The organism is Streptomyces sp. NPDC088116, assembly GCF_044741745.1.
Classification (GTDB): domain Bacteria; phylum Actinomycetota; class Actinomycetes; order Streptomycetales; family Streptomycetaceae; genus Streptomyces.
Map to the genome: position 1 here is coordinate 85,766 of NZ_JBIUTF010000003.1, position 14,572 is coordinate 100,337.

Annotated in this window: 12 protein-coding genes; 7 read left to right on the top strand and 5 right to left on the bottom strand. The window is 70.9% G+C overall.

Annotated features, from left to right (window positions below; translation table 11 throughout):
- Nucleotides 1–140: 140 nt before the first annotated feature.
- Nucleotides 141–815, top strand: a complete 675-nt coding sequence (locus tag ACIOJD_RS12865; RefSeq protein ID WP_401911928.1) for a formylglycine-generating enzyme family protein — start codon at nucleotides 141–143, stop codon at nucleotides 813–815.
- A 96-nt stretch (nucleotides 816–911) separates the two neighbouring features.
- Here the strand turns inward: ACIOJD_RS12865 and ACIOJD_RS12870 are convergent, their stop codons facing one another.
- Both ACIOJD_RS12870 and ACIOJD_RS12875 read right to left on the bottom strand, forming a co-directional pair.
- Nucleotides 912–1,082, bottom strand: coding sequence for a hypothetical protein (locus tag ACIOJD_RS12870; RefSeq protein ID WP_401911930.1), 171 nt, complete (start codon nucleotides 1,080–1,082; stop codon nucleotides 912–914).
- A 131-nt stretch (nucleotides 1,083–1,213) separates the two neighbouring features.
- Entirely contained in the window at nucleotides 1,214–2,086 is an 873-nt protein-coding gene (locus ACIOJD_RS12875) for an undecaprenyl-diphosphate phosphatase (RefSeq protein ID WP_401911932.1), read from the bottom strand.
- Between the two features lie 369 nt (nucleotides 2,087–2,455).
- On the opposite strand from ACIOJD_RS12875, the gene ACIOJD_RS12880 reads away from it, so the two are divergent.
- The 4 genes from ACIOJD_RS12880 to ACIOJD_RS12895 all read left to right on the top strand — a co-directional run bounded on the left by ACIOJD_RS12880 (nucleotide 2,456) and on the right by ACIOJD_RS12895 (nucleotide 8,878).
- Complete coding sequence (locus tag ACIOJD_RS12880; protein WP_401911933.1) at nucleotides 2,456–4,345, top strand: methylmalonyl-CoA mutase family protein; 1,890 nt, start codon at nucleotides 2,456–2,458, stop codon at nucleotides 4,343–4,345.
- A complete protein-coding gene (scpA, locus tag ACIOJD_RS12885; RefSeq protein WP_401911935.1) occupies nucleotides 4,345–6,567 on the top strand; it encodes a methylmalonyl-CoA mutase in 2,223 nt (740 codons plus the stop codon). The genes ACIOJD_RS12880 and scpA overlap by 1 nt, the downstream gene beginning before the upstream one ends.
- Before the next feature lie 4 nt (nucleotides 6,568–6,571).
- Nucleotides 6,572–7,567 carry a methylmalonyl Co-A mutase-associated GTPase MeaB gene (gene meaB / locus ACIOJD_RS12890; protein ID WP_401911937.1) on the top strand — a complete coding sequence of 332 codons (996 nt, stop codon included), beginning with the start codon at nucleotides 6,572–6,574 and terminating at the stop codon, nucleotides 7,565–7,567.
- Nucleotides 7,568–7,813: 246 nt separating this feature from the next.
- A complete protein-coding gene (locus ACIOJD_RS12895; RefSeq protein ID WP_401911939.1) occupies nucleotides 7,814–8,878 on the top strand; it encodes an enoyl-CoA hydratase/isomerase family protein in 1,065 nt (354 codons plus the stop codon).
- A gap of 31 nt (nucleotides 8,879–8,909) precedes the next feature.
- Here the strand turns inward: ACIOJD_RS12895 and ACIOJD_RS12900 are convergent, their stop codons facing one another.
- Nucleotides 8,910–9,626 (bottom strand): TVP38/TMEM64 family protein, encoded by a 717-nt coding sequence (locus tag ACIOJD_RS12900; protein WP_401911941.1) that lies wholly within the window; start codon nucleotides 9,624–9,626, stop codon nucleotides 8,910–8,912.
- Nucleotides 9,627–9,933: 307 nt separating this feature from the next.
- Between ACIOJD_RS12900 and tuf the strand changes: the two genes are divergently transcribed.
- On the top strand, nucleotides 9,934–11,103 hold the full coding sequence (tuf, locus tag ACIOJD_RS12905) for an elongation factor Tu (protein ID WP_401911943.1): 1,170 nt from the start codon (nucleotides 9,934–9,936) through the stop codon (nucleotides 11,101–11,103).
- Between the two features lie 106 nt (nucleotides 11,104–11,209).
- Nucleotides 11,210–12,055, top strand: a complete 846-nt coding sequence (locus ACIOJD_RS12910) for a spermidine synthase (protein ID WP_401911946.1) — start codon at nucleotides 11,210–11,212, stop codon at nucleotides 12,053–12,055.
- On the opposite strand, the gene ACIOJD_RS12915 is transcribed toward ACIOJD_RS12910, so the two are convergent.
- The gene (locus ACIOJD_RS12915) at nucleotides 12,017–13,345 is read right to left on the bottom strand and encodes an MFS transporter (protein WP_401911948.1); all 1,329 of its coding nucleotides are present in this window, start codon (nucleotides 13,343–13,345) and stop codon (nucleotides 12,017–12,019) included. The genes ACIOJD_RS12910 and ACIOJD_RS12915 overlap by 39 nt on opposite strands.
- A gap of 139 nt (nucleotides 13,346–13,484) precedes the next feature.
- Entirely contained in the window at nucleotides 13,485–14,546 is a 1,062-nt protein-coding gene (locus tag ACIOJD_RS12920; protein ID WP_401911949.1) for a hypothetical protein, read from the bottom strand.
- Nucleotides 14,547–14,572 lie beyond the last annotated feature (26 nt).

Consider the following 14,572-nt stretch of genomic DNA (forward strand, 5'->3'; position numbering starts at 1 on the left):
GATCTCTACCTCCCCACCTTCTCGTTCATGCGCCGACGGCGGGGCGCTTGGACGAAACAGCCACGAACAAGGGGTCTGTGGCGCTACGTTGCCCCGCAAACCACGAGCGGTGGTCACGAACGGCGTGTGATCATCTGCCCATGGATGTGAGCGCGAAGAACGAGATGATCGCCATACCGCCGGGGCAGGTGACGCTGTCGGACCGGCGAACGCGGCGCAGTTGGCCGGTCGAACTCGCGCCGTACCGGCTCGCGGCGGTCCCGGTCACCCAGGCGCGGTACGCGGAGGTCACCGGCCTGCGGCCGAGCACCGCGCGGGGCGACCGGCTGCCGGTCGAGGGTGTTTCATGGCTGGACGCGGTCCGGTTCTGCAACGACCTGTCCCGGCGCGAGGAGTTGACGCCCGCGTACCGTCTCCACGCCGACGCCGAGGGGATCGACTGGGACACGTCCGCCGACGGGTACCGGCTGCCGACCGAGGCCGAGTGGGAGCACGCGGGGCGGGCCGGGACGACCGGCGCGCGGTACGGAGAGCTGGACGAGATCGCCTGGCATCGCGGCAACTCGCAGGAACGCGTGCACGACGTGGGCGGCAGGCAGCCCAACGCGTGGGGCCTGTACGACATGCTCGGCAACGTCTGGGAGTGGTGCTGGGACACCTACGACGCCGAGGTCTACGGCACCTACCGGGTGCTGCGCGGCGGTGGCTGGTTCGACGAGCGCTGGAGCTGCCGGGCCTCGGTGCGGCGCCGCAGCCACCCGACCTTCCGGATCGACGACGTGGGGTTCCGCGTCGCACGTTCCCTCGTGCGCTGACGCGGGCCCCGAGGCCATCGCCGGGAGGGGGGGAGCCGGAGAAGAATGAAAGGGCGGCCGACAAGAAAGGAGTGACCGGGGCCGCCGACCGGTTCGCTAGGCGGCCTCGTCGATGTCGTCCTGAAGGGCCGCGGCCCACTCCAGCAGCAGTACTTCGTACGCCTCGGCAGGCCACGTTCCGTCGGCCGCGTCGACGAGCGCGCGGATCCGATCATTGGCCGCTACGGCACCGGATGCCGAGGAAGCGGATGCGGAAGTGAAGGACATGTGACAACCCTAGAGGCTGTAATGGCGCCGAAACACCGTTCTGGGCGCGTCCTTGCTCACACTTGACTCATACCTGACTACTCGCGGCCCGCCGCCCGGCCGTTCGTGGCCCGTTCCCCGGCCGGTGTCCGTCAGCCCGCCGACTCACCCGCGTGCGGGCTCAGGGTGTCCGTACCGACCAGCACGAACAGCGCGATCCCGAGCAGGACCCGGTAAATCACGAACGGCATAAAGCTCTTCGTCGTGATGAATTTCATAAACCACGCGATAACGGCGTATCCCACCACAAATGCGACGAGTGTGGCGAAAATCGTCGGCCCCCACGACACATGGCCCTCTCCCGCGTCCTTCAGTTCGAAGACGCCCGAGGCGAGCACGGCGGGGATCGCGAGCAGGAACGAATAGCGGGCCGCCGCCTCGCGGGTGTAGCCCATCAGCAGGCCACCGCTGATCGTGGCGCCCGAGCGGGAGACGCCGGGAATCAGCGCCAGGGCCTGGCAGAAACCGAAGATCAGACCGTCCTTGACGCCCAGATCCCTGAGCGACTTGCGCTCCTTGACGGCCCGGTGCCTGGCGGCGGTCTCGTCACGGGCCGCGAGACGGTCGGCGATACCGAGGACGATGCCCATCACGATCAGCGTGACCGCGATCAGTCGCAGATCACGGAAGGGCCCCTCGATCTGGTCCTTGAAGGTGATGCCGAGCACGCCGATCGGGATCGAGCCCACGATCACCAGCCAGCCCATCTGGGCATCGTGGTCACCGCGCATCTCCTTGTTCGTCAGGGAGCGGAACCACGCGGAGATGATGCGGGCGATGTCCTCGCGGAAGTAGATCAGGACGGCCGCTTCCGTACCGATCTGGGTGATGGCGGTGAACGCCGCGCCCGGATCGTGCCAGCCCGCGAAGGCCGCCGTCAGGCGCAGATGCGCGCTGGAGGAGATGGGGAGGAACTCGGTCAGCCCCTGGACGAGCCCGAGGATGAAAGATTCGAACCAAGACATGAAGTGCTACGCCGTCCAAGAAATGGGTGTGCACCGGCCGGCGGGACCACGGCGCGGTGGCGGATTGAGGGGCTGAGGATCGAGGTCGTGCGCAGCGTAACGCCCGGGGGTTACGGGACGGCGGCAGCTCGTGGAGCCACAGGGATACGTCAGGCATACGGCAGGCGTACGGCGGGGGCGCGAGGGCGAGCACGAACAGGCGTGCGGCCAGGGGCGGGAGAGAGCACCGGACAGCGGGCCGACCGGCGACACGTGGCGTCGTACACGGGGTACGCCTGGGGAAAACCTTGATCCAGTCACTAACGGCGAGGGATAGGTCACAGCCGTGTGCTCTGCTGCTCATTCGTTGCGCTGGCCTAAAATCTGGCCATGACGGTCCTGCCTGACGACGGGCTTTCCCTGGCCGCCGAATTCCCCGATGCGACCCGCGAACAGTGGCAGAGCCTGGTGGAAGGCGTTCTGCGCAAAACGGGTCGGGAAGCATCGGGACCGGCTGCCGAGGAAGCACTGTCCACAAAGCTCCAGGACGGGCTCATCACCCGTCCGCTCTATACCTCCGAGGACGCCCCGGGCGACTGCGGCTATCCAGGCTTCGCGCCCTTCACGAGAGGCGGGCGGCCCGAGGGCGCAGCGGTATCCGGCTGGGAGGTACGGCAGCGCCACACGCGGCCCGATCCCGTACGGACCAACGAAGCCGTGCTCAGCGACCTGGAGAACGGGGTCACCTCCCTCTGGCTCTCCGTCGGATCCCGCGGAGTCCCCGTGTCCGGACTGGCCACGGCACTCGAAGGCGTCTATCTCGACCTGGCGCCCCTCGCCCTCGACGCCGGTGACCAATTCGGGCCGGCCGCAGCCGAGTTGTTCCGGCTGTACGACGAGCGGGGCATCGAGCGGCACGCCGCCCGCGGCACCCTCGGCGCCGACCCGATCGGACAACTCGCCCGTACGGGCGAGGAATCGGCCGACCGCACGGAAGAGGCGGTCGAGGAAGCGGCCGGACTCGCCGCGCTCTGCCACCGCGCCTACCCCGGACTGCGCGCCATCTCCGTCGACGCGCTCCCGTACCACGAGGCCGGGGCCTCCGACGCGCAGGAACTGGGCTGCTCGCTCGCCACCGGCGTCGGCTGGCTGCGCGACCTCACCACGGCCGGACTCTCCGTCGAAGAGGCCTGCGCCCAGCTCGAATTCCGGTACGCGGCCACCGCCGACCAGTTCCTCACCATCGCCAAACTCCGGGCCGCCAGGCGCCTGTGGGCCCGGGTGGCCGAGGCCTGCGGCGCCCCCGCGCACGCCGGGGCGCAGCGCCAGCACGCGGTGACCTCACCGGTGATGATGACCCGGCGCGACCCCTGGGTGAACATGCTCCGCACCACGGTCGCCTCACTGGCCGCCGGACTGGGCGGTGCCGACGCCGTCACCGTACTGCCCTTCGACCACGCCCTCGGACTGCCCGACGCGTTCGCCCGCAGGATCGCCCGCAACACCTCCACGATCCTGCTGGAGGAGTCCCACCTGGGACGGGTCATCGACCCCGCCGGCGGCTCCTGGTACGTGGAGCGGCTCACCGACGAACTCGCCCACGCGGCCTGGGAGTGGTTCCAGGAGATCGAACGCGCGGGAGGCCAACGGGCCGCCCTGCGCGACGGAATGGTCGGCGAACGGCTCGCCGCCACCTGGGCGGAGCGCACCACCCGACTGGCCCGGCGGCGCGAACCCATCACCGGCGTCAGTGAGTTCCCCCAGCTCGCGCAGGAACCGGTCGAACGGGACACACCCCCCGAGCCGCCCCGCGGCGGACTGCCGACCGTCCGCCGTGACGAGGCGTACGAGAAGCTCCGCGCCCGCTCCGACGCGCATCTCGCCGCCACCGGCACCCGGCCGCGCGTCTTCCTGGCCGCCCTCGGCCCGGCCGCCGCCCACACGGCCCGCGCCTCCTTCGCCACCAGCCTCTTCCAGGCCGGCGGGATCGAGCCGGTCCACGACCCGGTGTCGGTCGACGCGGACACCGTGGCCGACGCCTTCACCCGCAGCGGCGCCACCATCGCCTGCCTCTGCTCCAGCGACGCGCTCTACGCCGACCGGGCCGCGCCCGTCGCCGAGGCGCTCAAGTCGGCCGGCGCGGCACAGGTGTTCCTCGCCGGCCGGCCCGGCGAACAGCGTGAGACCTATGTACGGGCCGGAGTCGACGAGTTCGTCGTCGCGGGCGGCGACGCGATCGCCGTCCTCACCTCCGTCCTCGACCGGATGGGAGTGGCGTGATGAGGATCCCGGACTTCTCCGAGATCGAGCTGGGCCCCGGCGACCACGCCGCGGCCACCGAGGACCAGTGGCGTACGGCCGTCAAGGAAAACACCGGCCGGGCGGACCACGACCTGTTCTGGGAAACCCCCGAAGGCATCGCCGTCAAGCCGCTCTACACCCAACAGGACCTGGCGGGGCTCGACTTCCTGGGCACCTACCCCGGCATCGCGCCCTATCTGCGCGGCCCGTACCCCACGATGTACGTCAACCAGCCCTGGACCATCCGGCAGTACGCCGGATTCTCCACCGCCGAGGAGTCCAACGCCTTCTACCGGCGCAATCTCGCCGCCGGACAGAAAGGCCTGTCGGTCGCCTTCGACCTGCCGACCCACCGCGGCTACGACAGCGACCACCCACGGGTGACCGGCGACGTCGGCATGGCGGGCGTCGCCATCGACTCCATCTACGACATGCGCCAGCTCTTCGACGGCATCCCGCTCGACCGGATGAGCGTCTCGATGACGATGAACGGCGCGGTGCTGCCCGTACTCGCCCTCTACATCGTCGCCGCGGAGGAACAGGGCGTACCGCCCGAGAAGCTGGCCGGGACCATCCAGAACGACATCCTCAAAGAGTTCATGGTCCGCAACACCTACATCTACCCGCCGACACCCTCGATGCGGATCATCTCCGACATCTTCGCGTACACCTCGCAGAAGATGCCCCGCTACAACTCCATCTCCATCTCCGGCTACCACATCCAGGAAGCCGGAGCGACGGCCGACCTGGAACTCGCCTACACCCTCGCCGACGGCGTGGAGTACCTGCGCGCCGGCCTCGGCGCCGGCCTCGACGTCGACTCGTTCGCGCCCCGGCTCTCCTTCTTCTGGGCCATCGGCATGAACTTCTTCATGGAGATCGCCAAACTGCGGGCCGCCCGCCTCCTCTGGGCCAGGCTCGTCAAGAAGTTCGACCCGCAGAACGCCAAGTCGCTGTCCCTGCGCACCCATTCGCAGACCTCCGGCTGGTCGCTCACCGCGCAGGACGTCTTCAACAACGTCACCCGTACCTGCGTCGAGGCGATGGCCGCCACCCAGGGCCACACCCAGTCCCTGCACACCAACGCCCTGGACGAGGCACTCGCCCTGCCCACCGACTTCTCCGCGCGCATCGCCCGCAACACCCAGCTCCTGCTCCAACAGGAGTCCGGGACCTGCCGGGTGACCGACCCCTGGGGCGGCAGCGCGTACGTCGAGAAGCTCACCTACGACCTCGCCCGACGCGCCTGGCAGCACATCGAGGAGGTCGAGGCCGCCGGCGGCATGGCCAAGGCCATCGACGCCGGAATCCCCAAACTCCGGGTGGAGGAGGCGGCGGCCCGCACCCAGGCGCGGATCGACTCGGGACGCCAGCCCGTCATCGGCGTCAACAAGTACCGGGTCGAGACCGACGAGAAGATCGACGTACTCAAGGTCGACAACTCCTCGGTACGCACCCAGCAGGTCGAGAAGCTCCGCCGTCTGCGCGCCGAACGCGATGAGAACGCCTGCCAGGACGCGCTGCGCGCCCTGACCTCGGCGGCCGAGGCCGGCTCCGGGCCCGGTCTGGAAGGCAACCTGCTCGGACTCGCCGTGAACGCGGCCCGCGCGATGGCGACCGTCGGGGAGATCTCCGACGCCCTGGAGAAGGTCTACGGGCGCCACTCCGGCCAGATCCGTACGATCTCCGGTGTGTACCGGACCGAAGCAGGCACCTCCCCGGCCGTCGAACGCACCCGCGCGGCGGTCGCGGACTTCGAACAGTCCGAAGGCCGCCGCCCCCGCATCCTCGTCGCCAAGATGGGCCAGGACGGCCACGACCGAGGCCAGAAGGTGATCGCCACGGCCTTCGCCGACCTCGGCTTCGACGTCGACGTCGGCCCGCTGTTCCAGACGCCCTCCGAAGTGGCACGCCAGGCGGTCGAGGCGGACGCGCACATCGTCGGCGTCTCCTCGCTGGCCGCCGGGCACCTCACGCTCGTACCGGCCCTGCGCGAACAACTCGCCGCGGAGGGCCGGGAAGACATCATGATCGTCGTCGGCGGGGTGATCCCGCCCCAGGACATCGAGGAACTGCACCGGGCAGGCGCCGCCGCGGTCTTCCCGCCCGGCACGGTGATCCCGGACGCGGCCCTCGACCTGCTGGTGGCGCTCGCCGCATCACTGGGCCACGAGCCCCTCGCCACCGGCACCGAGCGGTGAGCGCGTGCCACCACGGATCGACATCGACAGCTATGTCAAGGGCGTTCTGGACGGCTCCCGTTCGTACATCGCCCGTGCCATCACCCTTGTGGAATCCACCCGCCCCGACCACCGCGGACTCGCCCAGCAGCTCCTGACCGAACTGCTGCCGCACGCCGGAACAGCACGCCGCATCGGCATCAGCGGCGTGCCCGGCGTCGGCAAGTCCACCTTCATCGACGCGCTCGGGACCCTGCTCACCGGCCTCGGCCACCGGGTCGCCGTCCTGGCCGTCGACCCGTCCTCCAGCCGGACCGGCGGCTCCATCCTGGGCGACAAGACCCGGATGGAGCGGCTGGCGGTGGACCCGGCGGCGTTCGTCCGGCCCTCACCCACGGCGGGCACCCTCGGCGGGGTCGCCAAGGCGACACGCGAGACCATCGTCGTGATGGAGGCCGCCGGGTACGACGTGGTGCTCGTCGAGACCGTGGGCGTCGGCCAGTCCGAGACCACCGTCGCCCAGATGGTCGACTCCTTCCTGCTGCTCACCCTCGCCCGCACCGGGGACCAGCTCCAGGGCATCAAGAAGGGTGTGCTGGAACTGGCGGACGTCATCACCGTCAACAAGGCCGACGGCCCCCACGAACGCGACGCCCGCTCCGCCGCGCGCGAACTCGCGGGCGCGCTGCGGCTGATGCATCCGGCGGACGCGGCCTGGACGCCGCCGGTGCTGAGTTGCAGCGCGCGCGAGGGGACCGGTCTGCCGGACGTCTGGGAACGGCTCGAACAACACCGGGCGGTCCTCGACGCGGACGGCCGCCTGGAGCGCAAGCGCCGTGACCAGCAGGTCGACTGGACGTGGTCGATGGTCCGGGACCACGTCCTGGACCGGCTGCGGGAGGACCCGGGGGTACGGGAGCTGGCGCCCTCGCTGGAGCGGGAGGTACGGGAAGGGCGACTGACGGCGACGCTGGCGGCGGAACGCCTGATCGAGGCGTTGGCCGCGGGGCGCGGTGGTTGAGGGGTTGGTGGTTCGGGTGCGGGTTGTTGCCGGGTGCCGCTCCGGGATCATGTCCTGCACTGCATGATTTACGGCGCGTGCGGGTCTCGTAGTTGACGGACGGCCGGTGTGCGCCACACATCACGCTTTACGTTCCGGACACGCACCTCCGGAGGCCCCGGCACCCGCACCCACCACACACCGCGCACCCCCGGCCGGAAGTGGCCCGATACCGGCCGGGACGTGTCGGACGAGGGAAGGAACCGCATGGGTCACGAGGAACCGGTACTGATCGGCCGGGCGGGCCACCTCGCCCACATCACGCTGAACCGCCCGCGCGCTCTCAACGCCCTGACCCGTCCCATGGTGCGGATGATCGACGAGGCGCTGACGGAGTGGAAGCGTGACGACAGCGTCGCCGCCGTGATCATCTGCGGTGCCGGTGAGCGGGGGCTGTGCGCGGGAGGTGACATCCGGGTGATCTACGAGGACGCGCGCACCGGGGGCGACGCCTCGGTCCCCTTCTGGCGGGACGAGTACCGGCTCAACGCCCATATCGCCCGCTACCCCAAGCCGTATGTCGCGCTGATGGACGGCATCGTGATGGGCGGCGGAGTCGGTGTCTCGGCGCACGGTGACGTACGGATCGTCACCGAACGGTCCACCGTCGCCATGCCCGAGACCGGAATCGGCCTGGTCCCCGATGTGGGCGGGACATATCTGCTGTCCCGCGCGCCGGGCGAGCTGGGCACGCATCTCGCCCTGACCGGACGGGCGGTGGGCGCCGCCGACGCTCAACTGTGCGGGCTCGCGGACCACTTCGTACCCGCGGACCGGCTGCCCGAGCTGCGTACGAAACTCGCCGAGGGGGACGTACGGGAGACGGTGCGGCGGTACGAGTCGGTCGCGCCGGAGGGGCGACTCGCCGCGGACCGCGAGTGGATCGACGCCTGTTACGCGGCCGATTCGGTGGAGGAGATCGTCAGCGGGCTGTTCGGACACGGACACCCGGCGGCGAAGGAAGCCGCGGAGACGATCCTGACCCGGTCGCCCACCGCCCTCAAGGCGACCCTGGCCTCGCTGCGCCGGGCCCGGCGGATGAGCACCCTGGAGCAGGTCCTCGACCAGGAATTCCGTGCCTCGTGCGCCGCGCTGGCCACTTCCGATCTGCCGGAGGGCATCCGCGCCCAGGTCATCGACAAGGACCGGACGCCCCAGTGGTCGCCGCGAGAGCTGGAGCAGGTCACCGACACCGACGTGGCACGGTTCTTCGCCCTGCCGCCCGGCGGTGACCTCGGGCTCGCCACGTCCTCGCACGCCGTACGGCCCTGAGAAGACAGAACCCGGCACCGGGTTCGCGAGGTCAACGACCGCCGAGGTGGTGGCGCTTGCGCCAGGCGATCACCGCGGCGGCAAGGCCGGTGACCACGATGAAGCCCATCGCGAGCAGGAACGCGGGCGACGTCGGAGCCGTCGCCCGGCTTCCGGCGACCACGTACGCCGCCGTGTTGGGGACCGAACCGATCCCCGTCGCCAGGAGGAACGGCGCCCACCCCATGCGTGAGACGGCGGCGCAGTAGTTGGCGGCGGCGAACGGCACCCCGGGGAACAGCCGGATCGCCAGCATCGAGCGGAAGCCGTGGCCGCTCAACTGCCGGTCGGCGGCGGTCAGCCAGCGTCCCCGCAGCAGCGGGCGCAGCGCCTCCTGGCCCAGGAAGCGGCCGAGTCCGAACGAGATACCCGCGCCCAGCACCGTCCCCGCGAGCGCGGCGGCCAGTCCGAACTGTGAGCCGAAGAGCGCGCCCGCGGCGAGATTGAGCAGCGGGCGGGGGACGAACGCGACGGCGCACACTCCGTACGCCACGGCGAAGAGCACCACGGCGGCGCCTCCGCCCACCTCCGCCGGCCAGCCGTCCGTCAGCAGTCTCTGCGGCTCGTAGAGCAGCACCAGCGCCGCCGCCGTCCCCAGCACGGCGAGGAGAAGGGAGAACCGCGACCAGGGCGAGAGCAGAACCCGGACGCAGCGGACGGACCGGGCGGAACCCGGACTCGGAGACGGCCGGGCGGCGGTGTCGAGCATTTGGGGAGAGTAACCGACGCGCGCGCGTGATCGCCGTGATGCGCCTCCCGCGCGATCCGGAAAACCATTCGACGCCGCCCGCGCCATGGGCCAGGATCAGCGACATGTCCCGGTACGCCTTCCTCGCAGCGCCGTCCGCAGTCGCGGACGCGCCGAAGGCTGCCGCGTTCCTGGCCCACTCCGCGGCCGCGGCGCCCACCGGCGGCGCCCGAAGCTGACCCTTCCCGGAACGTCCGGCGGACCCCACAGGGGGAGGGTCGGCAAGGCTCAGGGGTCCCTCTCACGCTTCGAGTCCGAGTAGGGAATCATGCCCAAGACGGCATACGTGCGCACCAAGCCGCACCTCAACATCGGCACCATGGGCCATGTCGACCACGGCAAGACCACACTGACCGCCGCCATCACCAAGGTCCTCAGCGACCGGGGGACCGGCACCTTCGTCCCGTTCGACCGGATCGACCGGGCGCCGGAGGAGGCCGCCCGCGGGATCACCATCAACATCGCGCACGTCGAGTACGAGACGGACACCCGGCACTACGCGCATGTGGACATGCCCGGTCACGCCGACTACGTCAAGAACATGGTGACCGGCGCGGCCCAGCTCGACGGGGCGATCCTGGTCGTCTCCGCGCTCGACGGGATCATGCCGCAGACCGCCGAGCACGTGCTGCTCGCCCGCCAGGTCGGTGTCAACCACATCGTCGTGGCGATCAACAAGGCCGACGCGGGCGACGACGAGCTGACCGACCTGGTCGAGCTGGAGGTCCGCGAACTGCTCACCGAGCACGGGTACGGCGGCGACGCGGCGCCCGTCGTCCGGGTGTCGGGCCTGCGGGCCCTGGAGGGTGACCCGCGGTGGATCTCGGCCGTGGAGGCGCTGCTGGACGCCGTCGACACGTATGTGCCGATGCCCGTCCGGTACACGGACGCGCCCTTCCTGCTCCCGGTGGAGAACGTCCTCACCATCACCGGGCGCGGCACGGTCGTCACGGGCGCGGTGGAGCGCGGCACGGTACGGGTCGGTGACCGGGTGGAGGTGCTGGGCGCCGACACGCAGACGGTGGTCACCGGGCTGGAGACCTTCGGCAAGCCGATGGAGTCCGCGGAGGCCGGGGACAACGTGGCGCTGCTGCTGCGCGGCGTGCAGCGCGACACGGTCCGCCGGGGGCACGTCGTGGCGGCGCCGGGCAGCGTCGTCCCGAGCCGCCGTTTCACGGCCCAGGTCTACGTCCTCTCCGCGCGTGAGGGCGGCCGTACGACTCCGGTCACCAGCGGCTACCGGCCGCAGTTCTACATCCGTACGGCCGATGTGGTCGGTGACATCGACCTGGGCGAGGCGGCCGTCGCGCGCCCCGGCGACACGGTGGCCCTGACCGTGGAACTGGGCCGTGACGTACCGCTGGAGCCGGGGCTGGGCTTCGCGATCCGTGAGGGCGGCCGGACGGTCGGCGCCGGCACGGTCACGTCGCTGCTCTGACCCCGGAACGTTCGAGGGCGGGCCGCGCCCGTCTCCCGCACCCGAGGGAGACGGGCGTGGCCCGCCAGGCCCCTTCCCCCGTCCGTACAGGGCGCACAATGGGACGGTGAACGAACCGATCCCCGTCCTGCGTGCCGTGGACCGCGGCACCGCCAAACTGCTGCCCGACGTGGACCGGGAGCGGGCCTGGCTGCTGACGGTCGACGGTGCTCCGCAGTCGTATGTCGACCTGGACGAGCCGACCCATCTGGAGTTCGAGTACGTGCGGCGGCTTGCCCACGTCGTGGACTGCGCGGACGGGGAGGGGGAGCCGCTGACCGTGCTCCATCTCGGCGGCGGGGCGTGCACCCTGCCCCGCTATGTCGCGGCGACCAGGCCCGGCTCGGCGCAGCAGGTGGTGGAGGCCGACGCGGGACTGCTGGCGCTGGTCGCCGAGCGGCTGCCGATACCGGACGGCAGCGGAATCACCGTGCACGGCGCGGACGCCCGCCGCCGGCTCGAACAGACACCGGACGACTCGGTGGACGTACTGATCGCCGATGTCTTCGGCGGCTCCCGGGTCCCGGCCCACATCACCTCCGTCGAGTACGCCCGCGAGGCCGCGCGGGTGCTGCGGACCGACGGGGTCTACGCCGCCAATCTCGCCGACGGGGCGCCCTTCGACTTCCTCCGCTCCCAACTGGCCACCTTCGCCGCCGTCTTCGAGGAGCTGGCGCTGATCGCGGAGCCGTCCGTCCTGCGCGGACGGCGCTTCGGCAACGCCGTCCTGGTCGCCTCGCGCACCGCGATCGACACGGTGGCCCTGGCCCGCCGTACCGCCTCGGACGTCTTTCCCGCCCGTGTCGAACACGGCCGCTCGTTGCGCCGGTTCACCGGGGACGCGGTACCGGTACGGGACAGCGGCGCGGTGCCGTCACCCCGCCCGCCCGACGGCGCCTTCAGCATCGGCTGACGGGACGGGAGACACGGCGAGGGCGGGGGAGCCGGCGGGGCCCGCGATCTTCTCCGTCTCCGTACGGCGGGTCAGCCGGCGTACGTCCGGGACGGCCAGAACCGCGGCCGTCAGCAGCACGATCAGCGCCGCGGAGCCCCACAGCGCGGACGACCGCCCGAAGGCGCTCTCCGTCGGCCCCGCGAGGGCCGTGGCCAGCGGGATCATCCCGATCGAGCCGAACATGTCGTACGAGGAGACGCGGGAGAGCTTCTCCTCCGGGATCTCCTGATGCAGCGCGGTCATCCACGAGACACCGAACACCTCGATCGAGACGCCCGACACGAACATCGCCACCGCCAGGCCCGCGATCGGCAGGGGCACCGCGAGTCCGGCCGCCGGGAGGGCGTACGGGAAGACGCAGAGGGTGCCCACGAGCAGCAGGCGGCGCGGCTTCCAGCGCACCATCAATACGGCGCCGGCCACGGTTCCGGCGCCGAAGGCGGCGAGCGCCAGGCCCCAGGGCCCCGCCCCGCCGAGTTGGTCCCGGGCCACCAGCGGCCCGTACACCGCCTCGGCCGCCACGAAGACCGCGTTGACCACCGCGAACTGCACGACGATGGTCCAGAGCCAGGGCCGCCCGATGAACTCGCGCCAGCCGTCGCGCAGATCGGAGATCATGCCGTCGCCGGGTTCGCGCGGCGGAATGTGGCTGACGTCGAGGAAGGCGCGCAGCGCTCCGGCCACCAGGAAAGCGGCGGAGTCGACGGCCAGGACCCAGCCGGGGCCGATCACCGCGATGAGCGCGCCGCCCAGGGCCGCGCCGCCGATTCCCGCGCCGTGCATCGCCATCCGGTAGAGGGCGAAGGCGCGGCCGGCCTGTTCGCCGGTGACGCTGGACATCAGCATGCCCTCGGAGGCCGGGCTGAAGAAGGCGTGCCCGGTACCGCCCAGAGCGGCCAGCGCCATCATCTGCCACAGCCGGGGGTCACCGGTGAGGACGAGGGCGGCGAAGGCGCCCTGTGACACGCAGTTGAGGGCGTTGGCGGCGACCATCACCCGGTGCCGGGGCAGCCGGTCGGCCAGTGCGCCGCCGACGAGCAGGAAGAGGACCAGCGGAATCGTACGGGCCGCCGCCACCAGCCCCACATCGCCCGCGCCGCCACCGGACTCCAGAACCGCGAACGCCGAGGCGATCAGCGCACCCTGGCTGCCCAGATTGGTGGCGATCGCCGCGGCGGTCAGCAGTGTGTAGTTGCGTCCGGCCCAGGCGGGGCGGCGGGCGCGGAGGTCGTCGGCGGGAGAGGTCACCCGGGGACTATCGCGGCCCCATGCCCCGTTGCCAACCGGTTTTCCCCTCCGTCGCGCACGAGCCGGTCCGTCAGGAGGACGCGTCGGGAGTCAGAAGGACGAGAGGCCGGAAGGAGACGAGAGCCGGAAGGACGAGACGTCAGGACGCCTTCGCCAGCCGGACCGTGCTCATGATCTTCTTGATCGTCTCGTCCGGGAGTTCGTACGGCACACCCTTGCTGGTGTACAGCACCCACGTCGCGAAGTCGCCCTTGGCGTTGGTGAAGGTGAAGGCGATCGACTTGCCGTCGGTGTCGCACTTGTCCTCCTTGGCCACACCCGTGGCCGTGGCCGTCGCGAAGTGACCCTTGAGCCCCGACTTCGTCGTGTACGCCTCGGCCTTGCTCATCTTCACCTTGCCCTTGGCGGCGACCTCCGGAGTCTCCTCCTGGTCGTACGCCGCCCAGACCCAGGTCCCCGCCTCGCTGCGCGCCGCCGACGCCGTGTTCTCGGCGCCCTCGCCGCCCTTGGTGCCGGTGCCGGCGAGGCTGCTGTCCTCCATCTTGCCGTCCTTGTTGGTGTCCTGGGAGCACCACGTGGACTTGTAGAAGGCGGGCGCCGAGAAGGTGATGACGGGCGAGCCGTCCCCCTTCTTCTCGTCCTCGAATCCCGAGTGGACGCCGGTCCCCGAGACCTCCCAGTCCGCGGGAACGTCGAACTGCGTCCCGTGCTTGGGGTTGGTCACGACCTTCCAGCCCGCGATCAGCGGCTTGCTCACGGACGAGCCGTCCCGGGGGTTGTCGACGGGCGCGGAAGAAGTGGGCTCCTTGGACACGGAGGGCTTGGCGTCCTCGCCCGCCTTGTTGTTCTTGCCGCTCTCGTCGTCGTCCGTGTTCATCACGAAGAACGTCGTGCCCGCGGCGGCGATCACGACGACCGCGGCCGCGACGACCGCGACGACCGTCGTCCTCTTCTTGCCCGGTGCGGGGCCGGGCGGGCCCGGTACCGCGTACTGCTGCGGCACGGTCGGCTGCTGGTACGGGTTGGGCTGCTGCCCCGCCTGCCCCTGCTGCTGGTACCCCTGCTGCGGATATCCGGGCTGCTGCTGGTAGCCGGGCTGCTGGTACGGATTCGGCTGCTGATACCCCGGCTGCTGGTACGGATTCGGATTCTGGTCCTGCGGGTTTTGCTCGCCCCCGGGCGGCTGCTGTCCTGGCCACATGGCCAGTAACGATAGATGGGGTGTCC